Genomic DNA, 26,660 nt, shown 5'->3' on the forward strand with positions numbered 1-26,660 from the left:
GAGGGCTCCGGCCATCTTCGGTCGTACAAAGGAGTCTTTCGCATGCGTTCCACCGTTCCTCTCGCCGCGCTCGCGGCGTCCGCCATGGTGTTCATCCTCACGGGCTGCGGAGGCGCGTCCTCCGACGACAAGCTCAGCTACGAGGACTCGCCGCTGAGCCAGTACCTCTCTGCGGCGTGGGGCGGAGACCTCTCGCAGGAGGAGCAGCAGAAGAAGATGGAGAAGGAGCAGGCCCAGGTCGAGGAACTGGTCGCGCAGTGCATGGCCGACGAAGGGTTCGAGTACACACCGAACGCCAGCAACGGCACCGTCATCTCGGATGGCGGCGAGTGGGAGCCCGAGAAGCGGGAGTGGGTCGAGAAGTACGGCTACGGGTACGTCAACAGCCCGTTCGCGGAGCAGGTCGAGGAGAACCCGTCCGAGGAGGAGAACTCCGACCCCAACGCCGACTACGTCTCCTCGCTCTCGGAGTCGGAGCAGACCGCGTTCTATGAGACGCTCTACGGCCCGAGCCCGGCGGAGGACGAGATGGCCGAGGACGGCAGCTACGAGTACAGCTGGGAGGACGCCGGCTGCCAGGGCTGGGCGCAGCATGAGGTCCAGGGCGACGACATCACGCAGTCCGAGGAGTTCAGTGCCCTCCGCACGAAGATGGAGGAGCTGACGACGGCGTCGCAGGAGTCCCCGGAGCTGGCCGACCTCAACGCGGAGTGGGCGTCGTGCATGGCAGACAAGGGTGAGCCCGGCTTCACCAAGCAGGCCGAGGCGGCGGAGTCGATCATGGAGGAGCAGAACAAGATCTATGAGACGGCCTACGGCGACGGCTCGGAGCCGGTCGACACCGAAGCTGCCGATTTCGAGGACCCGAGCAAGAGCCCGGAGATGAAGGCGCTCGGGGAGCGGGAGCTGAAGCTGGCCCTCATCGATCTCGACTGCCGTGAGAAGACTTCCTTCGCGACGAAGTCCCTGGAGATCCAGTTCGCGCTCGAGGAGAAGTTCATCGCCGAGAACAAGACGGAGCTCGAGGCGTTCAAGGCCGCTGCAGAGCAGAGCAAGTGATGCGCGAGGACGATACCCCGACCACGAAGCTCCCCACCGATTCCACGCCTGAATCCGAACCCGAATCCACGGCCGCATCCACGGCGGAGACGACGGCGTTCTCCGAACTCATCGACGGCACCGAGCCTGATCCCGATGCCGAGGAGAAGGCGACGGAGGCGGACACCTCTCGCGTGAGCGGGTGGGGCCGGGTGCTGCGGGGGAATCGTGCACTCTGGATCGTGGCGCTCATCGCCGTGGTGTGCCTGGTCGCGGGGCTGCTCGTCGGCCGCTTCCTGATGTCGCCGGACGCCTCCAGCGCCGATGCACCCGAACCCGGCCTCGTCACGGCACCGGTCGATTTCGGCCCGCTCAGCAACGACGTGACGCTGCGTGCGGATGTCGGATACGCGGACGCGGTCGAGGTGAAGCTCGACACGTCGGCGTTCTCCGGCGCGGCGGTCGTCACAGGTCAGGTCCCTGAGGTCGGAGCCACTCTCACCCCGCTCTCGATCGCCCTCGAGGTGGTCGGGAGGCCGGTCATCGTGCTTCCGGGTGAGCTCCCCTCGTACCGCACGCTGCGGTTCGGGGTCTCCGGCCCGGACGTGCTCCAGCTGAAGCAGGCACTCACGAGCGTCGGGATCGGCGTCGGCGACGTGAACTCGAACGTGTTCGATCGGGCCACGGCTGATGCGGTCGCCCAGCTGTACGCGCAGGCGGGATATCCCGTGCCCTCGCCCGAGGACGGCGCGTCCGACGGCGTGCGGGCCGCCGAGGAGGGGGTCCGCGCGGCGCAGACCGGAGTCACGGAGGCCCAGAAGGCGCTGAACGAGGCAGGAGCCGGGCCCAGCGCCGTCGAGACCTGGCAGGCCGATGTGAAGGTCGCCGCGGCCCAGCAGGCTCTCGCCAAGGCACAGGGCGGCGATGGAGACGTGCAACAGGCGCAATGGGATCTGCAGACCGCCCAGCTCGAACGAGACGAGCTCCGCAAGGGCAGGGACACCAGCGCCCAGCGCTCGGCACTCGACTCGGCTCGCGCTCAGGTGACCTCTGCCAATCAGGCTCTCGAAGAGGCTCGTCAGAAGGCGCTTCCCTACCTGCCGGCGAGCGAGGTGCTCTACCTCACTGAGCTCCCGCGCCGGGTGGACGCGGTCGGCGTCGAGCGCGGATCGGTGCTGTCGGGCTCGGCCATGACCGTCTCGGGAGCGACGGTGCGTCTGACCGGTGCCGCAGCCGAGGCGGACGCCGCCCTTCTCAGCGCGGGAGCGGAAGGGTCGTTCGAACTCCCAGACGGGACGGCGCATCGTGCCGTGATCACGGAGCTGAAAGCGGGCAAGGACAATAAGGCGCGATGGGAGGTGCTCCTCGATCCCGATCCGCTCACGCCCGAGCAGATCACGCAGCTGCAGGGGAAGAACGTGCGGGTGAAGCTCGCGATCGGCGCGACAGACGGAGACGTGCTTTCCGTTCCTCTCGCCGCACTCACTGCCGGGCCGGGCGGCGAATCCCGTGTGGAGGTCGTCGAGTCCGATCCCCGTGAGGGCAAGGATGCGAAGACGAGGCTCGTCGTCGTCGAGACAGGACTCGCCGCGAAGGGCGCTGTCGAGGTGACGGCCGTCGATGGCGGGCTCGAGGAGAACGACCTGGTGGTGGTCGGGCGGTGACGCCTGCACCTCCGCTCGTCGAGTTCCGCGATGTCACGCGCTCGTTCCCCGGCCCGCCCGAGGTGCAGGCGCTCAAGGCCGCGACGCTCACCGTGGAAGCGGGAGACTACATCTCCATCGTCGGACCCAGTGGATCGGGCAAATCGACCATGCTCAACCTTCTCGGCCTCCTCGATCGTCCGAGTGTGGGGGAGTACCGGCTTGCGGGCTCGCTCACCGGTGACCTCACCGAGGACGAGCGGGCGGCGGTGCGCGCGCGGTTCATCGGCTTCGTGTTCCAGTCTTTCCACCTGCTCCCGCGGCGCAGCGTGATCGACAACGTGCTGATGCCCATGCTGTACAGCGGCGTGCCGCGACAGGAGCGCGAGGCCCGTGCGCGGGCGGCGTTGACCCGCGTGGGCCTCGGACACCGCATCGACTTCTTCCCCAACTCGCTCTCGGGCGGTGAGCGCCAGCGCGTCGCCGTGGCGCGGGCGGTCGTCAGCAGCCCGCAGCTGCTGCTCGCGGACGAGCCGACGGGAAACCTCGACCAGCGCACCTCGGGCGAGGTGATGGAGCTGTTCGAAGAGCTGAACGCCGATGGGCTCACGCTCATCGTCATCACCCACGACGATGCGGTGGCACGGCGTGCCGGCCGCAGCATACGCATCGCCGACGGCCGATTGACGGAACTGTGAAACGCGTGCTGCGGCGTCGCAGGAACGTCGAGGAAACGAGCGCCGAGAACCCCGGCGATGAGGTCGTGGAGCCGAAGAACTCGGCGGCCGCGCTGCTCCCGGCGGTGAAGCATGCCGATCGGTTCACGTTTCAGGACCTCGTAGCCGAGGCCACGGCCGACATCGGCTCGCGTCCGGCACGGCTCGTCATGACCATCCTCGGCACGGTCCTCGGTATCGCTTCGCTGGTCGCGACGCTCGGATTCGCGCAGACCGCCGCCGCGCAGATCGCGAGGCAGTTCGACGGCGTCGCTGCGACGCAGGTGGTCGTCACCCCGGCCAAGGCGCAATCGGGCAAGGGGAACACGACGGTCGCGACCGGGCGGCTGCCGTGGGACTCTCCCGAGCGCGTGAAGCTGTTGGCCGGTGTGGACAGCGCCGCACTGATCGCCCCGGTCGAGCTCGCGGACGGCGAGACGATCACGGCAGTGCCGGTGAACGATCCCTCGGCACCGATCACGGCATCCCCGAAGCTCTTCGCCACCACGCAGGACCTTCCGGAGACGGTGGACGGCGACCTCGTGACCGGTCGCTTCTTCGATGACGGACACGACGCCCGTGGCGACCGCGTCGCGGTTCTGGGACAGCGCGCGGCCGAGCGGATGGGGATCAATCGCGTCGATTCGCAGCCCTCGATCTTCATCGCAGGTGTCTCATATTCCGTCATCGGCATCATCGAGGGCATGGATCGCCGTTCCGAGTTCGTGGACGGGGTCATCATCCCTCAAAGGTCCGCTCGTGCCGACTTCGGACTGACCGCGCCCTCCGAGCTGACGATCCACATCGCGCTGGGGGCGGGGCCGCAGGTCGCGAAGCAGGCGGTGCTGGCCCTCCAGCCCGACGACCCCGACTCGCTCGAGGCGCGGTCACCGGCGGCATCGTCCGACCTCAGCCAGAACGTGCAGGCCGACGTGAACGTCGTGTTCCTCATCCTGGGCGTCATCGCTCTGCTCGCCGGCGGTCTCGGCATCGCCAACGTCACCCTGCTCTCGGTGATGGAGCGCATCGGCGAGATCGGGCTGCGGCGTGCGCTCGGCGCGACCCGGCGACAGATCGGCGCGCAGTTCATGGTGGAGTCCATCGTCATCGGGTTCATCGGCGGCATCATCGGGTCGGCACTCGGCGTGGTCGCGGTGATCGCCGTCGCGGCGGTGCAGGGGTGGTCGCCCGTGACCGATCCTCTGGTCGCCGTCGCCGGGACCCTCCTGGGTGCGCTGGTCGGATGGGCGTCCGGATGGTACCCGGCACGTCGTGCAGCCCGCATCGAGCCGGTCGCCGCGTTGCGCGGCGTGTGAGAGGGGGCCCGGCCGGTACAATCGACCAAGCACGAAGGAGCAGGAGAACGGGTGGCTGAGAAAGTGGCGAAGTCCAGGGCGAAGGCGCAGAAGGCCGACGAGACCCCCATGGGACCCACCGGCCGCCCCTATCACGGGTTCCCGATCCCCGGGCCGTTGAAGTCGCACGGTCCTGCGCGCATCATCGCGCTGTGCAACCAGAAGGGCGGCGTCGGCAAGACGACGACCTCGATCAACCTGGCCGCGGCTCTTGCGGAGTACGGCCGGAAGGTCCTCGCCGTCGACTTCGACCCGCAGGGTGCGCTCTCGGCAGGCCTCGGCATCCCGACGCACGATGTGCCGACGATCTACGACCTGCTGCTGGACACCAAGCGCGACGCGCACGACGCGATCGTGCACTCGAGCGTCGAGGGTCTCGACGTCATGCCGGCCAACATCGATCTCTCCGCCGCCGAGGTGCACCTCGTCAACGAGGTGGCGCGTGAGACGATCCTCGCCCGTGTCCTCCGCCAGGTGGCGGGGGAGTACGACGTCATCCTCATCGACTGCCAGCCCTCGCTCGGCATCCTCACCGTCAACGCACTGACGGCCGCTCACGGCGTGATCATCCCGCTCGAGTGCGAGTTCTTCGCGCTGCGTGGTGTGGCGCTGCTGATCGAGACCATCGACAAGGTGCGCGATCGGTTGAACCCGTCGATCACGATGGACGGCCTGCTGGCGACGATGTACGACCCGCGCACGCTGCACTCTCGCGAGGTGCTCGAGCGCGTCGTCGAAGCTTTCGGCGACGACGTGCTGGAGACCGTGATCGGCCGCACCGTGAAGTTCCCGGATGCCTCGGTCTCAGGTGTGCCCATCACCGAGTTCGCCCCCGAGCACGCCGCCGCTCAGGCGTACCTGCGGCTGGCGCGGGAGCTGGTCGCCCGTGGCGCCGTCGCCTAGCGAAAGACCTGTCGACGCGTCGCCCGAGGAGGGCACAGGCGATTCCGCGGCTGCCGACACCGCAGGCTTCCGGGTCTCGCTGTCGAACTTCGACGGCCCCTTCGACCTGCTGCTGAACCTCATCTCGAAGCACGAGATGGACATCACCGAGGTGTCTCTGAGCGCGGTCACCAACGAGTTCATCGCGTACCTGGGCGCGCTCGACGACGACGACGATCTCGATCAGGCTTCCGAGTTCCTGGTCGTGGCTGCGACACTGCTCGACATGAAGGTGGCAGGGCTTCTGCCGCAGGGCGAGCTGGTGGATGCCGAGGCCGTGGCTCTTCTCGAGGCGCGCGATCTGCTGTTCGCCCGGTTGCTGCAGTACCGGGCCTTCAAGGAGGTCTCGACGTGGTTCGCCCGCTGCCTGCAGCGCGAAGACCGTCGTCATGTGCGTGCCGTCCGCCTCGAGGAGAAGCACCGCCGCCAGACGCCGGAGCTCGTCTGGTCGCTGACCGCCGACGACTTCGCGGCGCTCGCACTGCTGGCCTTCGCGCCCAAGGAGATCCCGCACGTCGGGCTCGACCATCTGCACGCGCCGCTGGTCAGCATCCGCGAACAGGCGGCGATCGTGGTGACGCTGCTGCGCGGCGCCGAGTCGCTGAGCTTCCGCGAGCTCGTCGCCGGCGTGACCGAGCCGGGTATCGTCGTCGCGCGCTTCATCTCGGTGCTGGAGCTGTACCGGCATGCGGCACTGTCCTTCGAACAACTGGAACCGCTCGGCGAGCTGACGCTGCGCTGGGCAGCCGACTCCTGGTCGGATGAGACGCTGGCGACCCTGGGAGCCGACTATGACCGATGAAGTGACCGACGAGAGCCTGACCCCGGAGAGCACGGACGCGGTGCCGGAGATCCCCCTCTCCGAGCGGATCGAGGCGATCCTGTTCATCGTGGACGAGCCGATCGGTCTCGTCGCACTGGCCGCCGCCGTGGGATCGCCCGTGCCCGCCGTGCGTCAGACGCTCGAGGCGCTCGTCGAGGACTACGACGGTGCGGGCACTGGTCCCCGACGCGGCTTCGAGCTGCGGGAGGTCGGCGGCGGGTGGCGACTGTACGTGCGTGAGGACCTCGACGCCGTGGTGGCCGAGTTCGTCGGCGGACAGGCCCCCGCTCGTCTTTCGCAGGCCGCTCTCGAGACTCTGGCCGTGATCGCCTACAAGCAGCCGGTGACGCGCAGCCAGGTCGCCTCCATCCGCGCGGTGAACGTCGACTCGGTCGTGCGCACTCTCCTCGCCCGAGGCCTGATCACCGAGCTGTTCGCAGACTCCGAGACGGGCGCGCTCAACTACGGCACGACCGACGCGCTCCTCCAGCACCTGGGCATCAACTCGCTCGACGAGCTGCCCCCGATCTCCCCGCTGCTCGATGACGGGGCAGACGGATTCGACGAAGGGACCATCCGATGACCGGCTTCGACGCCTCGACAGACTCCGAGACCGCACCCGAGGGCGTGCGCCTGCAGAAGGTCCTCGCCGGCGCGGGGGTGGCCTCGCGACGCGTCGTCGAGCAGTACATCACCGAGGGGCGCATCCGCGTCAACGGCATCGTCGTCTCCGAGCTCGGCAGGCGGATCGACCCGGAGAACGACCTCGTCGATGTCGACGGCACCGCCGTGCAGCTCGACGTCTCGAAGCGCTACGTCATGCTCAACAAGCCCACCGGCGTCGTCAGCAGCATGAAGGACGAGAGCGGCCGTCCCGACCTCCGTCGCTTCACCGCCGACTACGAGGAGCGTCTGTACAACGTCGGCCGCCTCGATGCCGAGACCAGCGGACTGCTGATCCTCACCAATGACGGCGCCCTCGCGCACGTGCTGGCGCACCCCTCCTTCGGCGTGACCAAGGTGTACATCGCGAAGGTCGAGGGCACCGTGCTGCCGCAGACGATCTCGAAGCTCACCAAGGGCATCGAGCTCGAAGATGGTCCGATCGCGGCGGACAAGGCGCGGCTGCTGGACACGTCTCGCGGGTCGAGCCTGGTGGAGCTGACGCTGCATTCCGGTCGCAACCGGATCGTGCGTCGGATGCTCTCCGCGGTCGGCCACCCCGTCACAGAGCTCGTGCGTCGCCAGTTCGGTCCGCTCCACCTGGGAACCCTCCCGGCCGGGAAGACGCGGGAACTGAGTAAAATCGAACTCGGCGCGCTTTTGACCCTGTCGCGCCGTGATTCCGGTGTCGCCGAGGCGCCAGGCGAGCAGGAGAACGAATGACCGATACGACGAGTGCGCCCACGGGGCGGAGAGCGGGCTTTGTCGCGCCGCGCCTCTCCGGCACCGTCCGCATCGTCGGCGCCGGACTCCTCGGCGCGAGCATCGGGCATGCGCTCCGCACGAAGGGCGTCGACGTCGTGCTGACCGATGCCTCGCCCGCACAGCTCCGCCTCGCCGTCGACTACGGTGCAGGCCGCCTCCCCGCGGAGGACGACTCACCATCCCTGATCGTGGTCGCCGTCCCGCCCGATGTCACGGCCGACGTGATCCAGGTAGAGCTCGAACGGTTCCCGCACGCCGTCGTCACCGACGTCGCCAGCGTGAAGCTCGAGCCGTTCCGCACGCTCCGGGCCCGCGGCGTCGACCTCGCCCGCTACATCGGCTCGCACCCGCTCGCCGGTCGTGAGCGCGGTGGGGCGATCTCGGCCCGCGCAGACCTCTTCATCGGTCGGCCGTGGGTGGTGTGCCGTGACGAGGAGACCAAGGCTTCCGATCTCGCCCTCGTCGAGGCTCTGGCGCTCGATGTGGGAGCGATGCCGCTCGAGATGACTCCGGAGGAGCATGACCGTTCGGTCGCACTGACCTCGCACGTGCCCCAGGTCGTGGCGAGTCTGCTTGCGGGTCGCCTCGCCGAAGCAGAGGAGGGGGCGCTCCGTCTCGCGGGCCAGGGCGTCCGCGACACGACGCGGATCGCGGCATCCGCCCCTGAGCTCTGGGTGCAGATCCTCGGGGCGAACGCCGCGCCGGTGGTCGAGATCCTCGACGCGCTCGCGTCCGACCTCGGGGAGATCTCCGACGCCCTTCGCCAGCCCGGGGCTCCCGGCGCCCGCCGCATCGTGGCCGAGACGATCCGTCAGGGCAACGACGGCGTCGAGCGTCTTCCCGGCAAGCACGGACAGAACCAGCGCTTCGAATCGCTCGTCGTCATGGTCGACGACACCGCCGGGCAGCTCGGAAGGCTGTTCGGCGAGCTCGGCGAGCTCGGCGTCAACGTCGAGGATCTCCGTCTCGAGCACTCTCCCGGCGCGCAGTTCGGTCTCGCTGAGATCAGCGTCGATCCGGCAGCGCTGCACGGTGCGATCACCGGACTGCAGGAGCGCGGCTGGCGCATCGCAGGGAGCACCAATGACTGACATCTCGACCTCTGCCGCGGAGACGCACGTGACCGACGCCCACAAGTTCATCGCGATCGACGGTCCGGCCGGCTCCGGCAAGTCCAGTGTGTCCAAGGCCGTCGCCCGCACGCTCGGCTTCGGCTACCTCGACACCGGCTCCGCCTACCGTGCGCTGGCCTGGCACGTACTCGATCAGGGTGCCGACACCGACGACCCCGAGACTGTTCGCACCGCGGCGTCCGCGTTCCCGCTCACGCTCGGGCTCGACCCCGACGAGCGGACGGTGCTCGTCGGTGACGTCGATGTCACCGAGGCGATCCGCGACCCGCGGGTCTCCGGGGCCGTGAGCGGCGTGGCGCGCGTGCCCGAGGTGCGGGCACAGGTCAACGAGATGTTCCGGCGGCTCGTCGCCGAGTCGTCGTACCCCGCCGTCGTGGTCGAAGGGCGGGACATCACGACCGTTGTCGCCCCCGACGCCCCGGTGCGGATCCTTCTCACCGCGGCCCCCGAGGTACGGGCCGCCCGACGTGCCGGCGAACTCGCCGGCGAGAACGCGGCTGCTGTCGCCGCGGCGCTGCACAAGCGCGATGCCTCAGACAGCGCCGTCGTCGACTTCCTCAACGCCGCAGAAGGCGTCGAGGTCGTCGATTCGACGGAACTCGATTTCCCCCAGACCATCGATGCCGTCCTCACGGTGATCGAACGAATCCAAGGAGCACACCGTGGCTGACGACGAATACGAAGGCGGCCCCGACCAGCTCGCCGAGAAGATGGACCAGCTCGACGAGCATCTCGCCGAGCAGCGTGCGGAGACACTGCGCGCCGGACTCTCCGACTACGAGCTGGACGACGAGGATGCGGAACTCCTCGCGGGCATCACGCTCGGCGAGGACGGCATCCATTACAGCCCGGCGCTGCCCGTGGTGGCGATCGTCGGACGACCGAACGTGGGCAAGTCCGCGCTCGTGAACCGCATCCTCGGCCGCCGCGAGGCCGTCGTCGAGGACACCCCGGGCGTGACCCGCGACCGCGTGACGTACAAGGCCGAGTGGGCCGATCGTCGCTTCTCGCTCGTCGATACCGGCGGATGGGAGCCTGACGCCCGCGGCATCGACCGGTCGGTCGCGATGCAGGCCGAGGTCGCGATCGACCTCGCCGACATGGTGCTGTTCGTGGTCGACGCGATGGTGGGTGCGACGTCGACAGACGAGCACGTCGTGAAGCTGCTGCGTAAGAGCGGCAAGCCGGTGTTCCTCGTCGCCAACAAGATCGACGATGCCCGCCAGGAGCCGGAGACCGCGGCCCTGTGGAGCCTGGGCCTCGGTGAGCCCCACCCCGTGTCCGCCATCCACGGACGTGGCGTCGCCGACCTGCTGGACGCCGTGCTGAAGAAGCTTCCCGAGGTCTCGGCCGTCGCGAAGCAGGAGATCGGCGGCCCGCGTCGAGTGGCGATCCTCGGACGCCCGAACGTGGGCAAGTCGTCGCTGCTGAACAAGGCAGCCGGCGAGGAACGCGTGGTCGTGAACGACCTGGCCGGCACCACCCGCGACCCGGTGGATGAGGTCGTGGAGCTCGGCGGGAAGATGTGGCGACTGGTCGACACCGCCGGCATCCGCCGCCGCGTGCACATGGCCCAGGGCGCGGACTTCTACGCCTCGCTGCGCACTTCTGCCGCGCTGGAGAAGGCCGAGGTCGCGGTCGTCGTGCTCGACGTCTCCGAGACGATCAGCGAGCAGGATGTGCGCATCATCGACCTCGTGCTCGAGTCGGGCCGCGCGCTCGTGCTCGCGTTCAACAAGTGGGATCGTCTGAACGACGACGACCTCGAGAACGCCGACCGCCGTCGCTACCTCGAGCGTGAGATCGAGCAGGACCTGGCGCACGTCGCCTGGGCCCCGCGCGTGAACATCTCGGCGAAGACCGGTCGTCACCTCGACAAGCTCGTGCCGGCGCTGGAGGCGGCGCTGGAGAACTGGGATCGTCGTATCCCCACGGGCAAGTTCAACGCCTTCCTGGCGGAACTCGTGGCCGAGCACCCGCACCCGCTGCGTGGTGGAAAGCAGCCGCGCATCCTGTTCGGCACCCAGGCGTCGACGCGTCCGCCGACGTTCGTGCTGTTCACGACAGGGTTCCTCGACCCGGGATACCGCCGATTCATCCAGCGGCGTCTGCGTGAGCTCTATTCGTTCGAGGGCACGCCGATCGTGATCAACATGCGGGTGCGCGAGAAGCGTCAGCGCTGATCTGTTCCGGCGCGTGTCGCGCCGTGGTGCCGTGACCCCGATGCTGTGAAAGGCTGAGGGGGTGACTGTCGTACCTCCTGCCTCCGGTGAACCGCGTCGCCCTGAGGGTCCGCGGAATCCCGGCGATGCCTGGGTGATCGCGGAGTCGGGGGAGAAGTACTGGGGGCGCTTCGGCGCCGCCGGTCTTCTCGCCTACGACCCTGCCCGGGGGATCCTGCTGCAGCATCGCGTCTCGTGGAGCCACTTCGGGGGCACCTGGGGGCTGCCGGGAGGCGCGCTGCACGAGGGGGAGAGCGCGATCGCCGGAGCTATCCGCGAAGCTCAGGAAGAGGCAGGCGTCCCGGACGGGGCGGTGCGAGCCCGGTTCACGAGCGTTCTCGACCTGGGGATCTGGGCGTACACGACCGTCGTCGCCGACGTGCGGGTTCCTTTCGAGCCGGTGATCAGCGACCCGGAGAGCGTCGCCTTGGAATGGGTGCCGGTCGATCAGGTCGATTCTCGACCGTTGCACCCCGGCTTCGCAGCGTCGTGGCCGGCGCTGCGGGCACTGCTCACTGTGCGTCTGGCTGTCGTCGTGGATGCCGCGAACGTCGTCGGATCTGTTCCGGACGGCTGGTGGAAGGATCGCGCAGGGGCGGCGGCTCGTCTGAGGGCTCGGCTGGAGGGACTGGCGGTCTCTGCGGGCGACCTGGAGCTCGGGGGTGACGAGTGGTTCCCCGAGGTGTCGATGGTGGTCGAAGGGCAGGCCCGAGGAATCGATGACGATGCGAGCGCAGTCGCCGTCATCCGGGCGGAGGCCGCGGGCGACGACGCGATCGTCGCCGAGGTCGAACGCCGCGTCGCCGGCGCGGAGACGGTCATCGCGGTGACAAGCGACCGGGAACTCCGCGAACGAGTGGAGCGCGCCGGTGCCGGTCAGGTCCGATCCGCAGGATGGCTTCTCGAAAATCTCGCGGCGCACGGCTGACTTCGTCTCCCGCTCTGCGGACATCATGATTCAGACGAACATCACGCGGCGGGGTGGCGGGTCGACGTAGTCGCGACCCAGGGGGCTGTGCCACGTGACGCTGCCGTCTTTCTCCTGCTGGGCCGTCCAACGATGCGGGTCGGGCATGTGTGGATGCTTGAGCGTGTGGTGGCCACGGCAGAAGTGGCCGAGGTTGTCGATTCTGGTCTCCCCGCCCTTCGCGTGATCGTGATTGTGGTCGATCTCGCAGCGGTGCACCGGCATTCGACACCCGGGGAACCGGCAGTGCTGGTCGCGCGCACGGAGGAACCGTCGCATCCCCTCGGTCGGCGTGTAGGTGTCGGTCTCGACCACCAGGCCGGTCGGATCGAGGAACAGGCGGCTCCAGCCGGTGTTGCGACCCGCGAGGTCGCGGGCGATGTCGGGGTGAAGTGGGCCGTGTCCGTCGAGTTCCGCAATGTTGTCGTCGGCGCCGGCGAGCGTTGTCGCCGCGACGGTGACCTGGATACGGGCCCGGATGCCGTCGAGGCCGTCGCCGTGCGCGACGCTGGGGTCTGCGGTCAGCAGGAGATCCGTGAAGAGGTCGGCTTCCGTCTGCGCCCACGTTCGAGTGTCGGTGGGGAAGTGCTCGACCTCGGGGTCGGTGGCGAACGTGTCGCCCCCGGTGCTCGGGATCACCCCGTCGTCGAGCAGGTCGAACGCGGGGTCGTCGAGCGAGAGATCTTCGGGGCTGATGCCATCGACTTCGTCGAACCACCAGGGCAGCGGCACGATGTCGCGGTCGTTCCGAGCGCGCACGACTTCGCGCGTCATACGGTTCAGCCTGTCGGAGATCGCGGTGGCGATCCACTCGGGGAGCACCGCCGTGAGCAGGGCCAGCCCGTCGTCGAGGGACTTCACCGTGACGCAGCGCTCTTCCGCAGCACGTCGGTGCCTCTGCACGACGGTCTCGCCGACGAGCGCGGCTGCGACCTGGCGCGCATGAGCCTTCGTGCGCGCTGCCGTGTCCTGTTCGGCGACCACAAGCACCGCCGTCTCGAACAGGCTCATGACCGCGGCGTCGACCTTCTTGTTGCGGACGGCTTCGGCGACGATCGCGCTCGCCCTGGCGATCTCGCGCACGTGCCCGGCGCTCACGGCGCCCTTCGAGAAAGCGGCGCGGACGGCGGGGAGAAAGGTGCGCAGCGCCTGGGCATCGGCGAAGGCGAACTCCACCGAGCCTTTCGACACGTGGCCGGCGGCGGAGAACTCCGCGATCATGGAACGGTAGATCGCCTCTCGATGGAAGGGGCTCACGGTTACTTCGGCATCGTGCAGGGCGATCTGCTCGGTCAGCAGCTCTGCGGCTTCCGCCTCGAGCGCGGCGATCCGACGCCTCGTCGCGACCCAGGCATCCAGGACGCGACGTCGCTCCTCGAGTTCGAGGTCGAGATCGGTCGTTTTCGCCATTTCCCCAGTTTGGAACATAGCTTCGAATGAAGGAAGGCGAGAGGGGGCATGAATGCCGAGATATCAGGTCAGGCGGTCGTCGTTGCGTCCACGAAGCTTGTCGATGTCGCGACGCTCTCGCTTCGTCGGGCGCCCGGCCCCACGATCACGAAGGCCCAGGGCGGCTTGAGGCTCGCGCTCGGGCGTGCGGTCTTCGTAGGCGAGCGCCGCTACCGGCGCTCCGACGCGCTTGACGAGGAGCTGACGAACGATGAGGATCCGATCGAATCCCGCGATGCGGATGCGCAACTCGTCGCCCACACGAATCTGCTGCGCCGCCTTCACCTTGTCGCCGTTCACCCTTACATGCCCTGCGCGGCATGCTGTCGTCGCGGCCGAGCGGGTCTTGTAGACACGGATCGCCCAGAGCCAGCTGTCCACACGTGCGGCATCCATCAGGAACTCGTCCTCCGCAGGGATACGAGTGCGCCCGCGATGATCAGGCCCTGACCGATCACGTAGGTGAGCATCACCGCGGGGCTGCTCCACGACGGTAGGGAATCGGGGAGGAAGAGGCGGAAGGCGAGGATCGTGTCGCTCGCGAGGAAGAAGGCCCCGCCGACCGCGACGAGGGGATGGCAGCGCGCCGAGAAGGCTGCGGTGCTGCCGAGGACGAGTCCGTAGAGGGCGACCGCCACGAGCAGGCCGCCGGTGTGCGGACCGAGGACAGCGATCATCGCGACCCACCAGGCGGCGTATACGAGAGCCCACCAGGGCATCCGACGCGTCGACAGGTGTCGCGCGAACAGAAGGATGTATGCCACGTGCGCGATGCCGAAGAACAGCAGCATCAGGGGCAGCTCGGGACCGGCGGGGAAGAACGCCCCTGCACCGTCGCCGAGCCAGGAGAACAGCAATGCCGCGAGCAACAGGAACACCGTGATGCGCGGAGTGAGATGTCGCGCGACGACCAGCACCGGAATGGCGAGCATCGGCATCAGGAGCAGCTTCGTGGGTGCGGCGAACGGGTTGTCCGTGGCCAGCAGGACGACGTGGACGATCGAGATCACGACGAACGGGAGGAAGGCCCACGTGAGTGAGAGGGACGGGGCGCGACGCTGCATCCCCCCATCGTAGGATGACGCCCGTGACGGGCTCTCGGGGGCCGCGCTGTTCACGATTCGACGGTGACCTGAAGGACGCCGTCGTCCACGCCGAGATGCACGGCGGGCCAGTATCCCTCGGGGAAGTGCTCGCCGCAGCCGTCGATGAGGTGCAGGACGACGGTGCCGTCTGCGGCCGCCTCGATCGCTTCGATGGTGAGGTCGGACGCGGCGCCGTCGAGCTCGTGGGCTTCGGGGGTGCCCGTGCTGAAGTTCGTGACGACCGCATCGGTCGCGATCCGCTTCATGATGGGCAGTCGCTTCACCGTGTCGCGCAGTCGGGGGAGGAGCGGGGCGACCTCGTCGGACGTCGTGCCCTCGAGCATGAGTTCGAGCTCGGTGCCCTCGACGGAGATCGTGCCGACGAACCAGTCGTGCGTCAGGACCGTGCCGTCCGTGAGCTCCGAACGGGCGCGCGCGAACGTGCCGAGCTCTGGATCGTCGATGGTCGAAGTCTCGTCGCTCATGCCTTCACGCTAGCGGCTTCTCGATGGTCACGATCATGCGGCGAGACCGAGGACGACGAGAGTGCGACCCGGCTTCAGCTCTGTGCCGGCGGTCGTGTTCCAGCCCCGGTCGCTCAGCACCGGCCGGAGGCACTGGCGACTGGCCACGCCGCCGTCGGTGAGCGCATGCACGTCATCCCCTCGCGCGGTCGTGATCGTCGCCATGCCGCGACGCTAAGTCGGGCATCCGACACTCGCAACGCCTCGGTTCGCGGAGGGGCCGAGGATGCGGCTAAGATAGTGGAGTTGCCTGCGCGAGAGTGCAGAACAACGGGCTGTGGCGCAGCTTGGTAGCGCACTTGACTGGGGGTCAAGGGGTCGCAGGTTCAAATCCTGTCAGCCCGACCACATTGAGGCTCGGAATCACGCGGAAGTCGCGAGGTTCCGAGCCTCTGTCGTATCCACCGCGGTGCCGTGGCAGAACGGTCGAGCGACTCCGTCGCGACGAATTTCAGATCCAGTGCATCCAAACTCCGACTTCTCGGAGAACAACTCCTATGAAGGGCCGCGCAGGGCGGTCCGCGTTCAGGAGGAACAGATGCGCAAGACAGTCGCCGCCGGCCTCGCCGTCGGAATGATCACCGCTCTCGGCCTGGCATTGCCGGCCGGCGCCGCTACGGCCCAGGAGGCTCAGCTCTCCGTGCTCCACGCGATCCCTGACACGCCGGTCGACGTGTATGTGAACGGCGAGCTGACCCTCGACAACTTCGCCCCGGGAGACCTGGCAGGCCCTCTCGCATTGCCCGCCGGTGACTACGAGGTCGCCCTCACCGCTCCTGATGCCGCCGACGCGAGCGCCCCGATCCTCGGTCCGGCCACTCTCACCCTCGAGGGCGGTGCGAACTACACGGCCGTCGCACACCTGACGGCGGCGGGAGATCCGGGCCTCAACCTGTTCACGAACGACATCTCTCAGACGGCACCGGGTCAGGGACGGCTCACTGTCCGTCACACGGCCGCGGCACCCGCGGTCGACATCCTGGCGGGCGGATCGCCCGTCATCCAGAACCTCGCCAACCCCGATGAGGCGAAGCTCGACCTCGCCGCGGGAACGGTGTCGGCGGCCGTGGCTCTGGCCGGAACGACCGACCCTGTCATCGGCCCGACCGACGTCGCCATCCAGGAGGGCGTCAACACGATCCTGTACGCCTGGGGCAGCGCCGAAGACGGAAACCTCGCCATCGCGGCGCAGACGATCGGCGGGCTGCACACGAACCCCGACGGTGTGCCCTCGGGTACCGCCGGCTATCTCGCACAGCAGGACGCGTCGGTGACGACGATCCTCTCGGTCGGCGTCATCGCGATGGCCATCGCGGCCGCGGTGGGCGCAGGCCTGGTCGTGCGTCGGCGCCAGTCGGTGCGCTGATGCCCGCAGGCACGTCGCGGATCCCCGGTCGGCACCGCGCCATCGCGGCGTTGGGTGCAGTGGTCGCCGCGGCGTGCCTCGTGGCATGCACACCGGGAGGGGCGGGTGATGGCTCCCCTCCGTCGTCGGAGCCGACCCCCACGACTCCGACCCCCGTCCCTCCCACACCCACGCGAGACGTGGAGGTGCGACCGGGCTCCCTCCCCGCCCCGGTCGCACCCGTCGCCCCCACGCGTCTTGCCATCCCATCTCTCGACGTCGACATGCCGGTGACGGATGTCGGGGTGGAGGAGTCGGGACAGATGGAGCTTCCCGTCGACCCGGCCGTGGCCGGGTGGTACCGATACGGGGCGGATGCCACGAGCACGAGCGGCCGGATCCTGATCGCAGCGCACGTCGACGCGATCGACTATCCGATCGGACCGCTCGCTCGCCTGCGGGACGTGCCCGCAGGCGAGACCGTCAGCGTCACCGTGGCGGACGGGACGACTCGCGACTTCGTGATCCAGTCGCTGACCTACTACGAGAAGTCCGCATTGCCCTCCGATGAGCTGTTCGCCCGAGGTGGATCGTCCGCCCTGGTGATCGTCACCTGCGGCGGCCCTTTCGACAGCACCACCGGCCATTACCGCGATAACGTGGTGGCCGTGGCCGTCCCGCAGTGAGTCGGGGTGATCACCATGGAGAGGAGACTCCGGGTGGATGAGACCACCGAAGCCGAAGCGGCGCTCGATCGACGCTTCGTCGCGGGCGATGAACAAGCCCTCGCTGAGCTGTACCGGCGATGGTCTCCGGTCGTCTTCACGCTCGCGCTGCGATCGCTCGGCGATCGAGGCGATGCGGAGGACGTGACGCAGCGCACTTTCGTCTCGGCGTGGAACTCGCGCGCGGGTTATGACTCGTCGAAGGCGCGCCTCTCGACCTGGTTGATCACGATCGCCCGACGGCGCATCGCCGACACCTTCGAAGCGAGGGCCAAGGTGCAGCAGCTGCAGGCCGAGATGGAGCGCCTCACCCCGCCGGACGCACTCGTCTCGGATGCCATCGATCTCTCGGAGACGCTTCTGCTCTCGAGCGAGCTGCAGCAGCTCGCACCGGACGCTCAGGCCGTGATGCGATTGGCCTTCTACGATGACCTCACACATGACGAGATCTCCCGGAGAATGGGGATGCCGCTCGGCACAGTGAAGAGTCACATCCGCCGAAGTCTTGCCCGAATGCGTGATCGATTGGAGGTGAACCATGTCGCATCTTGATGACGAGACGATCGCTCTGATCGCGATGGGTGAACCGGTCGACTCCGACGCAGACACGCAGCACCTGGCCGAATGCGATGCCTGTGCCGCTGAGGTGGCCGAGATGTCGCGCGTGGCACTCGTGGCTCGATCCAGCGTCGTAGAGGGGGAGCTGGAGAGTCCCTCCACGGATGTGTGGTCGAGGATTCACGAGGAGCTCCGTCTGAGTCCAACGCTGGCTTCGGATCCGGCGTCTTCGGGCGCACTCGAAGTCTCCGAGGCGCATGAGCAGCCGATGCGTGTCGCTGCGCCGACACCACCGCGTGCCGGACGCACGCGTCGCTCGCGGTCGACCATCTGGGTGCTCGCGGCTTCGATGGCACTCGTCGCCGCGATCGGCGCCGGCATCTGGATCACGCGCACGCTCACGCCGTCGTCTGCGGTGATCGCGTCCGCCGAGCTCGCAGCCTTCCCCGACCACCCGCAGGCGACAGGGCAAGCCGAAGTCGACGACGACGGCGACGGACGACGCACCCTCACCGTGACTCTCGAAGGAGACGAGGGACTCGACGGCGACTACCGCGAGGTGTGGTTGATCCGTGCCGACGGTGAGGCCCTGATCAGTCTCGGTGTGCTCGAGAACGCGTCAGGGACATTCCTCGTGCCGGACGGCGTCGACCTCGACGAGTACCGCGTCGTCGACATCTCGTTCGAGCCGGTCGACGGTGATCCGGCGCACTCCGGTGATTCGATCGTGCGCGGCGAGCTCGACTTCGCCTGAGCGCTGCTGGGTCATCTGCCCGAAACCATGGGCTGACCGGGCGTGTCGATGCGTTGTGCACGCCTCTTCCGACGGCCCAGAGGTCCGTCGGCCGCTGGGGTGCGGGGGAGAGGCAGACGGCGCCGATTCTCAGCTGCGCCCTGTCGTGGACAGCAAAGAAGGGAGGGAGTGGGATCGACTCCCACTCCCTCCCTTCTGCTAGAGGATCCTGCCCTCACTCACGATCGGGAGAATCTCGATCCCGACCTCACCTTGAGCGCTCCTCCGAGCACGAGGAGGAAGGCGGCTGCAAGAAGCGCAGCCCACAGGGGCTCCGATCCCGTGGTCGCCAGCCCGGAGAACGGGGGAACCGCGGGAACCTTGACCGTGGAGGGCGGCGATTCGATCGGCGGGCCCGTGGGCGGGACGCCGGTGGCGGTCGCCGTGTTCGACAGGCTTCCGGACTGCAGATCAGCGCGCGTGACGACGTAGGTCGCGGTGAACGTCGTGGATGCTCCCGGTGCGAGAGTGGCGACGGACGCCGGCGTGATCGGTCCCAGCTGACCGGAACCGGTGAACGAGCCTTCCTTGACCGTGACGGCGGTGAGCGTCGTGTTGCCGGTGTTGGTCACCAAGAACGAATAGGTGATGGTCTGACCGACAGTGGACACGCTGGGGCGGTCGACGGACTTCACGAGGGAGAGTCCGGGGGCGGGGATCGAGGGGACCTCGACCGTGGAGGGCGGGGACTCGATCGGGGGGCCCGTGGGCGGGACACCGGTCGCGGTCGCGGTGTTGCTNCACGGACTTCACGAGGGAGAGTCCGGGGGCGGGGATCGAGGGGACCTCGACCGTGGAGGGCGGGGACTCGATCGGGGGGCCCGTGGGCGGGACACCGGTCGCGGTCGCGGTGTTGCTSGTGGTTCCGCGGTCGATGTCGGCCTGGGTGAGCGTGTAGGTCGCGGTGAACGTCGTGGATGCTCCCGGTGCGAGAGTGGCGACGGACGCCGGGGTGATCGCCCCGAGGGTGCCGGAACCGGTGAACGCGCCTTCTTCGACGGTSACGTCGGTGAGGGTGGTGTTTCCGGTGTTGGTGACCAGGAACGAGTAGGTCAGTTCCTGACCGACTTCGTAGGAGGCCTCATCCGACGGGGTCACGGACTTCACGAGGGAGAGTCCGGGGGCGGGGATCGAGGGGACCTCGACCGTGGAGGGCGGGGACTCGATCGGGGGGCCCGTGGGCGGGACACCGGTGGTGAACGTCGTGGATGCTCCCGGTGCGAGAGTGGCGACGGACGCCGGGGTGATCGCCCCGAGGGTGCCGGAACCGGTGAACGCGCCTTCTTCGACGGTCACGTCGGTGAGGGTKSTGTTGCCCGTGTTCGTCACCAAGAAGGAATACGTCAGTGTCTGACCGGCGGCCGAGACGCTGTTGCGGTCAGCAGACTTCACCAGGGACAGTCCCGGTGCAGGGATCGAGGGGACCTCGACCGTGGAGGGCGGGGACTCGATCGGCGGGCCCGTGGGCGGGACACCGGTCGCGATGGCGGTGTTGCTCGTGGTTCCGCGGTCGACATCCGCCTGGGTCAGCGTGTAGGTCGCGGTGAACGTGGTCACCGCTCCGGGCGCCAGCGAGGGGACGGATGCCGGCGTGATCGGTCCCAGCTGACCCGAGCCCGTGAACGCGCCTTCCGTGACCGAGATGTTCGTGAGCGTGGTGTTTCCCGTGTTGGTCACGACGAACGAGTACGTCAGCTCCTGGCCGACCTCATAGGTTGCTGCATCCGCCGGGTCGACCGACTTCACCAGCGTGAGCTCCGAGCACAATCCGCTGTCCTGGGGTGAGGTCGCACCGAAGAACGGCAGTCCCGTCGCGACGATCGTGGTGAGCGGCACAGGCGAGGTGGAGGGCACGACGGGTACGGTCGCAATCTCGTACAGGTCACCGTTGGACCCGGCGAGATAGATCTTTCCGCCGCTCTGGGCGGCGCCGAACGACTGCGGCACGGTGCCGACCTGAGTCACCGAGAAGTCGGGGGCGATGCGGAACAGCGCACCCCCGGTCCCAGTGGAACCGACAGCGAGGATGTCTCCATCCGCGAGGGAGAGGAAGTCGCCGGCTGAACCGAAGCCCGTCGGGAACATGGCCTGGAACGGTGTGGCGACACCCGTCGTCGGGTTGATCTCGAAGATCATGCGGCCGGTTTCCCCATTCGGTGCGGCACCGACGAGAAGAGACCCGTCCGGCAGCGCACTCAAGGCATTCGCGAAGTAGGCAGTGGCGGGCAAGCCGGTGACGGGAACCGATGCGATCTCGGCTCCGGTGTCGGGATTGATCGTGTACAGGACCGTCGGGGTTCCCGGAGCGATGCCGTAAAGCGTGACACCATCGCCCAGGAACGCGATGTCTGTGTAGGAGCGCGCAAGCGGGACGCTCGACACGAGGTCACCGGTCGTCGAGTACTTGTTGAGCTCGTTGACGGCGCCACCGGTGTTGGCGTAGATGTTCCCTGGCGTGCATACCGCCGCGGCCTGAGCGGCCTGCGGGGACCCGATGACGTTGATCGTGGTCAGCATCGCGAAGATCATCGCGAGCACAGCGATGACGGCCGCTCGGCGCTTTCCTGGTGACTCGCCGGTGTGCGCAGCGAGGGCGCGACGATCGTTGTTCATTTTTTCCTCCCCTGGCCGGGGCGGAACCTCAGCTCCGCCGCCGATCCCCCTGGCGCGGGTGAGAGATAATCTCGCACCCGTTTTGCGCCAGTATATCGATCGACTGTGGCGCGGCAAGGGGTGATTCTCGTGCCGGCAAGACCGGCGCGGGGCCGTCGTCGCGCTGCTGTGAGCCGCATTTCAGTCGCTCCGGACCGATGTACGAGACCGAGGCGGCGGCGGTCCCCCTCTGGTCCTGGGGAGACCTCGAGGGACCGCCCGGGCCCGCCAAGTTGGGGGACTCCGCAGGCCCGTTGGCCGCGATGACTCAACGGCTATGCGGCCACCATACTGACGCGCTGTGAAGAACGGAAGAGGAATGCTGCCACGGCTCCGGTCCTGAGCGCACTCAGCGGAAGTCGAGCACCTCGTCGCCCCAGGCTGCTCGCAGCGGTGCATCGAGGTCGGCGACGAGGGTGTCCTGCCGCTCGATCACGAGAGTCTGTCGACTGCTGTCCGCTTCGCCTGCGCGATAGGGTGCCCACGCAGGCGCATCCTTCGCCGTCGGGGAATCGGGGCTGCGTCCGTGAGCGAAGGCCGTCCAGCGCTCCTGCATCCGCACCGAGATCTCCTCGGCGGCTCGTCGACCGCCCAACCGGAACGTCGGATCCTTCGGTCCGCTCGACAGGTTGCCCCACAGATACGGCAGCTCGGTCGCGTGCGTCGCCCCGAGGCCGAGCAACCGCAGGAAGGGGGCGGCGTGATCGAACCGGTACAGCCACACATCGGCCACCGTGCTGTGTCCTTCCGCGATCCACAGGGTCGGCATGCGGAAGCCGATGTCACGGGCGATGCCGAGACCCACGGCGCGTTGCCGCACGTTCTCGTACGCCGTCTGCACCTGGGCGACGGCGGGGAGTGTGATCGTCGGGTTGTCCTCGGCCATATCGGTGAACATCTGCCTGATGCGATCGTCTGTGATCGGGATGAGAGGCGACTTCATGAACTTGAACAGCGACGCCTCGTCCTTGTTCGTCCCGATCAGGAGAGGAACCCGGATCCCGCGTCCCTCGCGCAGGACCGTCACCGGTGCCTCCGGAATCAGCTCGCCGTCGATGACGGGCGCGAAGGCGAGGGTTCCCGGGGCCGCGTCAGGCACAGCTGCGTACACGCTCATGCTCGCGGTCACGATGTCATCGACGGATGCCGCGCGCAGTGCCCCCGCGACTGCCGCAGCATCCGTCGAATCGATGCCCAGCTCATGCACGAACCGGGCGGCGACGTCACGCGCTCGCTCGGTGCCGTACATGCTCGAGGCGGGGGAGGACTGCGCGATCGCGCGCGTGAACAGGCCTTCAGCGGAAGGCGTCGCCAGCAGCGTCGTCACGAGCCCTCCTCCCGCGGACTCCCCGAACACCGTGACCCTGCCTGCGTCGCCCCCGAACGCGGAGATGTTCGCCTGCACCCAGCGCAACGCGAGCAGCGCGTCCTTCACGGCCAGGTTGCGATCGAAACCTCCTTCGGGCAGGAGTCCGGCGAGATCCAGAAAACCGAAAGCGCCGAGTCGATAGTTGACCGTCACGATCACGACTTCGCCGCGCGTCACGAACGAGGTCGCATCGAACAACGGCTGGCTCGACGATCCGAAGGTGTAGGCACCTCCGTGCAGCCACACCATCACCGGCAGCGGGGTCTCGCGTGGCTCCGACGGCGCCCATACGTTCAGCACGAGGCAGTCCTCGTCCATTACCGCATCATCACCCAGGGGCACTGCGGGGTTGGGCTTCTGCGGGCACACGTTGCCGTACGCGGTGGCATCGACCTCGCCCGCGGCAGGCGGCGCAGCGACGGGATCACGCCAGCGCAGCCGGCCGACGGGCGCTTGAGCGTAGCGGATTCCGCGCCACGAGCGCACGGCGCCGGTTGCCGTGCCGCGGAAGGCTCCGGCCGGAGCCGTGACCACCTGCGTGTCGTCGAGAGGGAGGGACTCGTCTGACATGTGCGCTGCTCCTGACATGGTCGTGGTTCAGATCAGATGACGGATGACCTGGGCGGCTTCGTTCGCGGCGAGGATCGCGAACAGCACCGTCATGATGATGGCGTTGTGGGCGATCATCTCGGTCTTCACCCGCTCGAGTGCCTTCGTGACGGCTGCTGAACCGCTGGTCGCGACGCTGGCCGCGACGATGAGCGGCAGCGAACCGACGACGACCAGTGCGAGGCACAGCCCTCCTGCCGCGAGCAGGGGGAGATGCGCTTCACCGATCAGGGCACCGCCCTTCAGCGCGAGCGGGATGTTCTTCGTGTTGGTGACCGCCATGATCAGGCCCAGAGCCGTTGCCTTGGCCGGGGTGACGGAGTCGAGCGCCGCGAGCCAGGCCGGCGCCTTCGGCGGTTGCCCGTGGCGCGGACGCGAGAGCCAGCTCGCGATGGCGAGGGCCGCGAAACCGAGCGTGAGCACGATCGCGAGGATGAACGACACGGTCTTCGCGGTACCGGACGGGGAGGCCGAGGAGGAGCCGGCGGAGGTGAGGGCACCGACGATGATGAACACGAGGGAGACGCCGATGAACACCGACGCATAGGCGGGTGCCGCCGTGCGTCCGCGCGGAGCGAGGATGATCGCCACGATGGCCACGATGGGCAGCGGCGAGATGAGCATGCCCACCGCCAGTGGGAGGAGATCGTGCAGCTGGTTCACTTCGCGTCCGTTCGTCTTCGTGTGCCCTGCGGAGCGGGGCGAAGACGACGTTACGGCTGCGGGGTGCGCGTCTGAACGCGATGTTCGGCTGACACGACAGCCGGAACGGAGGAGAGGGCGAAGGAGGCCTCGAGGGTGACCCCGTCGGGGATGCGGATGAGGCGGGCGCCGAGTTCCTGCATCCGGGAAGAGGCTCGAAGTCGTGCCCCGGGAGCTGCCGCACCGGCCGAGGAGACGCGAACACGAAGCCGGGGCCCGGCGCCGGTCGTCACGCGGTGGAGCGACACCGCCGCCCGTCGCTCGCTCGCGTGTTTGGCGGAGTTCAGGAGCCCCTCGGCGATGACGTCGTAGCAGTCTCTCGCCACCCACGGCGCATGCTGCAGCGCCGAGCGGGCGGCCTCGTCGATGTCGAGGCGAAGGTCGATGACGTGCGCCCAGGTGTCGAACAGCGCGGTCAGAGAGACGTGGGCTGAGGGACCGGGTGCCGCGGTGAAGGCATCGGGCAGGCGTCCCACCACCGCGGCGAGGTCGCCCTGCAGGAGCTGCACCTCGTCCAGGGTGGGTGTCGGGTGAGCGAGCGCGAACACGATGCAGGCTCCCTGGGCCTCGGCGTGCAGAAGATCGGCAGCGGCGCGGAGGCCTTCGCGAGTGGGGCGTGTACCGGCACGGGCGAGGTCCTGGGCGGCGGAGACAGCGCTGGAGAGTCGGTGCTGCTCACGGCGGAGGCTGTGCAGGACGCCGGCGCACGACGCGGCGGCGAGCGCGAAACCGACGTACGCGATCGCGGACACGGCAGCCAGGAGCGGTGTCACCCCTTGCGCGACCGCGAGGGCCGCGAGCGCGACGCCGACGGCGAGGGAGAGGAGCGCGAAGAGCCAGGAGTCTCCGTGGGGGATTCGGGTGATCGTGCGGCGACGGGGCAGCAGATCGGCCAGCACGCCTCCCGCGGCGAGCGCGGCGACCCCGATGAGCAGGTCGAGCGGTGTCTGCGTCCGCGCCGCGTAGGGGAACAGGCACGCCGCGTAGACGAGGGTGACCATGCCCGGTGGCGGCACACGGAACGGGAGGCGTCGCCGTGCGGGTCGGGCGAGGGGGACACCGTCGTCGGAGAGAGCGTCGTCGGCGCTGCGCGGGCCTGCCGTACCCTTCGCCGCGGAGAGCTCGGCGAGGCGGTGGCTCCATTCGCGGATCTGCTCGCCGCCGAGACGGCGGACGCCGGCGGATGTCGGTTCCAGCTCGACGATCGCCGCATCGAGAGTCGCTCGCGCCCGGTCGACGAGGTGGCCGGCGTCGGTGGCGAACACCTGCGCTTCGTCTTTCGCCCGAGCGAGCTCCTGGGCGACGGACCGCAGCAGGGCGTTCGCACGACGCAGCGATCGGAGCGAGGATTCGAGCACGGCGAGGATGCTCAGCACGACCGCCCAGACGACGATGTTCGTCGCGATGCGGAACGGCAGCTGATCTGTCGGCGGGGTGGGAAAGCCGCTGAGGTGGAGCCAGCCGTCCTGCACCACAGGACGCAGTGCCGCGCAGACGATGATCCCGGCGATCACGATGGCGGTGCGCGCCCGCCTCGTGCGGCTCCACCGTTCCAGCGCGGCGATGACGGCGAGTGCGGCGCCGAAGCAGAGCCAGGTCGCGCCCGTCGCCGCGAGCGCGTTCAGCGGATCGACGCCGTCTCCTGTCGGGGCCATGACGGTCAACGAGAGCGGGAGCGAGGCGGCGATCGACCAGGGGGTGAGGAAGCGGCCGCTGCCGACCGCGCGACCGGCGGCGCGGAGGAGATTCCTCATCGAGCGGGACCGAATGCGGCGAGATACAGCCCCGCCGCCGCCACGCGCGCGTTCACGGTCGGGTCGCGTGTCACCTCGAGCCGCGCGAACAGTCGGCTGATGGACCGTTCGACCGCACGCACCGTGCCGCCGGTCTCGACGGCGATGCGCTCATTCGACCATCCGCGGGCGATCATCGCGAGGATCTCCAGCTGATGCCGCGTGAGAGCGCCGAGGGCGTCGACCGAGTCGGCTTCGGGAGGTGCCGGCGTCGGATGCGTCGACAGGGCGCGCTCCAGCGCGGAGAGGAGAGTCTCTGGTGAGTCGAGGTCCTGCTTCGCGACGAACACGGCATGCTCGATGCCCATCGCCGTGGCCCCCGCGGCGGCGCGAGGGTAGCTGCTGAGGAAGACGACCGCGATGTGCGGTGCGAGCTCGACCAGCATGGCGGCCAGGTCGGCTCCGGAGGGGCGGGAGCCCAGGTCGATGTCGGTCAGCAGTGCGTCGGGGTCGAATTCGGTGAACAGCCGTGTCGCCTCTGCGGCATCGGAGGCTGCGGCGGTCTGGAAACCGTGGCGCTCGAGCAGGTCGCACACCAGCATGCGCAGGGCGCCCTGATCCTCGACGACGAGCACCCGTCGTCTCCACTCCGCGCCCACGTTGTCACTGTAGTGGAGCGCGGGCGCGCCGATCATGGTCGAAATGCGAGAAACCGGTCGGTTTCCGGGCGTGCGGCCGCCCTGCGGGAATCCGCGGCATCGCATGTTCGCACTGGTGCGCACGAGCGCGACCGAGGATGATGTCGTCCACCGGCCTCGGAGGAGGAGGCGCCTCGGCCGGGCAGAACGA

The 26,660-nt window shown here is 68.5% G+C and carries 26 protein-coding genes, 1 tRNA gene and 1 pseudogene; 17 read left to right on the forward strand and 11 right to left on the reverse strand.

The genetic code is table 11. The features are described from left to right. The first annotated feature begins 42 nt into the window (after window positions 1-42). The 12 genes from ASC55_RS00065 (at window position 43) to ASC55_RS00120 (ending at window position 12,228) form a co-directional block, all read left to right on the forward strand. A complete protein-coding gene (locus ASC55_RS00065; RefSeq protein WP_055872292.1) occupies window positions 43-1,059 on the forward strand; it encodes a hypothetical protein in 1,017 nt (338 codons plus the stop codon). Beyond that, a complete protein-coding gene (locus ASC55_RS00070) occupies window positions 1,059-2,702 on the forward strand; it encodes a hypothetical protein (protein ID WP_055872293.1) in 1,644 nt (547 codons plus the stop codon). The genes ASC55_RS00065 and ASC55_RS00070 overlap by 1 nt, the downstream gene beginning before the upstream one ends. Next, entirely contained in the window at window positions 2,699-3,379 is a 681-nt protein-coding gene (locus ASC55_RS00075; RefSeq protein ID WP_055872294.1) for an ABC transporter ATP-binding protein, read from the forward strand. Before ASC55_RS00070 ends, ASC55_RS00075 begins: the two co-directional genes overlap by 4 nt. After that, complete coding sequence (locus ASC55_RS00080; RefSeq protein WP_082524181.1) at window positions 3,376-4,713, forward strand: ABC transporter permease; 1,338 nt, start codon at window positions 3,376-3,378, stop codon at window positions 4,711-4,713. The genes ASC55_RS00075 and ASC55_RS00080 overlap by 4 nt, the downstream gene beginning before the upstream one ends. A 108-nt stretch (window positions 4,714-4,821) precedes the next feature. Continuing rightward, complete coding sequence (locus ASC55_RS00085; protein ID WP_174799605.1) at window positions 4,822-5,655, forward strand: ParA family protein; 834 nt, start codon at window positions 4,822-4,824, stop codon at window positions 5,653-5,655. After that, entirely contained in the window at window positions 5,639-6,496 is an 858-nt protein-coding gene (locus tag ASC55_RS00090; protein ID WP_055872295.1) for a segregation and condensation protein A, read from the forward strand. The genes ASC55_RS00085 and ASC55_RS00090 overlap by 17 nt, the downstream gene beginning before the upstream one ends. Further along, complete coding sequence (scpB, locus tag ASC55_RS00095) at window positions 6,486-7,100, forward strand: SMC-Scp complex subunit ScpB (RefSeq protein WP_055872296.1); 615 nt, start codon at window positions 6,486-6,488, stop codon at window positions 7,098-7,100. The genes ASC55_RS00090 and scpB overlap by 11 nt, the downstream gene beginning before the upstream one ends. Beyond that, window positions 7,097-7,903, forward strand: coding sequence for a pseudouridine synthase (locus tag ASC55_RS00100; protein WP_055872297.1), 807 nt, complete (start codon window positions 7,097-7,099; stop codon window positions 7,901-7,903). Before scpB ends, ASC55_RS00100 begins: the two co-directional genes overlap by 4 nt. Next, complete coding sequence (locus ASC55_RS00105) at window positions 7,900-9,036, forward strand: prephenate dehydrogenase (protein WP_055867150.1); 1,137 nt, start codon at window positions 7,900-7,902, stop codon at window positions 9,034-9,036. Before ASC55_RS00100 ends, ASC55_RS00105 begins: the two co-directional genes overlap by 4 nt. After that, the gene (gene cmk / locus ASC55_RS00110; RefSeq protein WP_157559393.1) at window positions 9,029-9,748 is read left to right on the forward strand and encodes a (d)CMP kinase; all 720 of its coding nucleotides are present in this window, start codon (window positions 9,029-9,031) and stop codon (window positions 9,746-9,748) included. The genes ASC55_RS00105 and cmk overlap by 8 nt, the downstream gene beginning before the upstream one ends. 40 nt (window positions 9,749-9,788) lie before the next feature. Then, window positions 9,789-11,261, forward strand: a complete 1,473-nt coding sequence (der, locus tag ASC55_RS00115) for a ribosome biogenesis GTPase Der (RefSeq protein ID WP_235563089.1) — start codon at window positions 9,789-9,791, stop codon at window positions 11,259-11,261. A 61-nt stretch (window positions 11,262-11,322) separates the two neighbouring features. Further along, window positions 11,323-12,228 carry an NUDIX hydrolase gene (locus ASC55_RS00120; RefSeq protein ID WP_055872299.1) on the forward strand — a complete coding sequence of 302 codons (906 nt, stop codon included), beginning with the start codon at window positions 11,323-11,325 and terminating at the stop codon, window positions 12,226-12,228. 30 nt (window positions 12,229-12,258) lie between these two features. Here the strand turns inward: ASC55_RS00120 and ASC55_RS00125 are convergent, their stop codons facing one another. The 5 genes from ASC55_RS00125 to ASC55_RS17435 form a co-directional block, all read right to left on the reverse strand. Further along, entirely contained in the window at window positions 12,259-13,677 is a 1,419-nt protein-coding gene (locus ASC55_RS00125; protein ID WP_055872300.1) for an HNH endonuclease signature motif containing protein, read from the reverse strand. Window positions 13,678-13,740: 63 nt separating this feature from the next. Continuing rightward, window positions 13,741-14,112 carry an RNA-binding S4 domain-containing protein gene (locus tag ASC55_RS00130; protein ID WP_200935119.1) on the reverse strand — a complete coding sequence of 124 codons (372 nt, stop codon included), beginning with the start codon at window positions 14,110-14,112 and terminating at the stop codon, window positions 13,741-13,743. Further along, a complete protein-coding gene (locus ASC55_RS00135) occupies window positions 14,112-14,780 on the reverse strand; it encodes a lysoplasmalogenase family protein (protein WP_055872301.1) in 669 nt (222 codons plus the stop codon). Before ASC55_RS00135 ends, ASC55_RS00130 begins: the two co-directional genes overlap by 1 nt. A 50-nt stretch (window positions 14,781-14,830) precedes the next feature. Further along, window positions 14,831-15,286, reverse strand: coding sequence for a hypothetical protein (locus ASC55_RS00140; RefSeq protein WP_055872302.1), 456 nt, complete (start codon window positions 15,284-15,286; stop codon window positions 14,831-14,833). Window positions 15,287-15,319: 33 nt separating this feature from the next. Beyond that, the gene (locus tag ASC55_RS17435) at window positions 15,320-15,490 is read right to left on the reverse strand and encodes a hypothetical protein (RefSeq protein ID WP_157559394.1); all 171 of its coding nucleotides are present in this window, start codon (window positions 15,488-15,490) and stop codon (window positions 15,320-15,322) included. A gap of 106 nt (window positions 15,491-15,596) precedes the next feature. On the opposite strand from ASC55_RS17435, the gene ASC55_RS00145 reads away from it, so the two are divergent. From ASC55_RS00145 to ASC55_RS00165, 5 genes are all read left to right on the forward strand, one after another. Further along, window positions 15,597-15,673 (forward strand) — tRNA-Pro (locus ASC55_RS00145). A 190-nt stretch (window positions 15,674-15,863) separates the two neighbouring features. Next, the gene (locus tag ASC55_RS00150) at window positions 15,864-16,691 is read left to right on the forward strand and encodes a DUF4397 domain-containing protein (protein WP_055872303.1); all 828 of its coding nucleotides are present in this window, start codon (window positions 15,864-15,866) and stop codon (window positions 16,689-16,691) included. Window positions 16,692-16,876: 185 nt separating this feature from the next. Continuing rightward, window positions 16,877-17,356, forward strand: coding sequence for a class F sortase (locus ASC55_RS00155; RefSeq protein ID WP_235563059.1), 480 nt, complete (start codon window positions 16,877-16,879; stop codon window positions 17,354-17,356). A gap of 33 nt (window positions 17,357-17,389) precedes the next feature. Further along, on the forward strand, window positions 17,390-17,947 hold the full coding sequence (locus ASC55_RS00160) for an RNA polymerase sigma factor (protein WP_017830174.1): 558 nt from the start codon (window positions 17,390-17,392) through the stop codon (window positions 17,945-17,947). Then, complete coding sequence (locus ASC55_RS00165) at window positions 17,934-18,707, forward strand: anti-sigma factor (RefSeq protein ID WP_055872305.1); 774 nt, start codon at window positions 17,934-17,936, stop codon at window positions 18,705-18,707. Before ASC55_RS00160 ends, ASC55_RS00165 begins: the two co-directional genes overlap by 14 nt. A gap of 218 nt (window positions 18,708-18,925) precedes the next feature. On the opposite strand, the gene ASC55_RS17675 is transcribed toward ASC55_RS00165, so the two are convergent. The 6 genes and pseudogenes from ASC55_RS17675 to ASC55_RS00190 form a co-directional block, all read right to left on the reverse strand. After that, window positions 18,926-19,486, reverse strand: a 561-nt coding sequence (locus ASC55_RS17675) for a DUF11 domain-containing protein (protein ID WP_235563060.1), incomplete at its 5' end; no start/stop codon positions are given. A gap of 1 nt (window position 19,487) precedes the next feature. Beyond that, window positions 19,488-21,359: pseudogene (locus ASC55_RS17835) on the reverse strand (DUF7507 domain-containing protein); the annotation flags it as partial. Window positions 21,360-21,747: 388 nt separating this feature from the next. After that, window positions 21,748-23,337, reverse strand: a complete 1,590-nt coding sequence (locus tag ASC55_RS00175; protein ID WP_055872307.1) for a carboxylesterase/lipase family protein — start codon at window positions 23,335-23,337, stop codon at window positions 21,748-21,750. 27 nt (window positions 23,338-23,364) lie between these two features. Beyond that, window positions 23,365-24,039, reverse strand: a complete 675-nt coding sequence (locus ASC55_RS00180; protein WP_055872308.1) for a GAP family protein — start codon at window positions 24,037-24,039, stop codon at window positions 23,365-23,367. A gap of 50 nt (window positions 24,040-24,089) precedes the next feature. Continuing rightward, window positions 24,090-25,832: a hypothetical protein gene (locus ASC55_RS00185; protein WP_055872309.1), complete on the reverse strand. Its 1,743-nt coding sequence runs from the start codon at window positions 25,830-25,832 to the stop codon at window positions 24,090-24,092. Further along, window positions 25,829-26,506: a response regulator gene (locus tag ASC55_RS00190; RefSeq protein ID WP_200935120.1), complete on the reverse strand. Its 678-nt coding sequence runs from the start codon at window positions 26,504-26,506 to the stop codon at window positions 25,829-25,831. Before ASC55_RS00190 ends, ASC55_RS00185 begins: the two co-directional genes overlap by 4 nt. Between the last annotated feature and the right edge of the window lie 154 nt (window positions 26,507-26,660).

This window comes from Microbacterium sp. Root322, assembly GCF_001425645.1.
Classification (GTDB): Bacteria; Actinomycetota; Actinomycetes; order Actinomycetales; family Microbacteriaceae; genus Microbacterium; species Microbacterium maritypicum.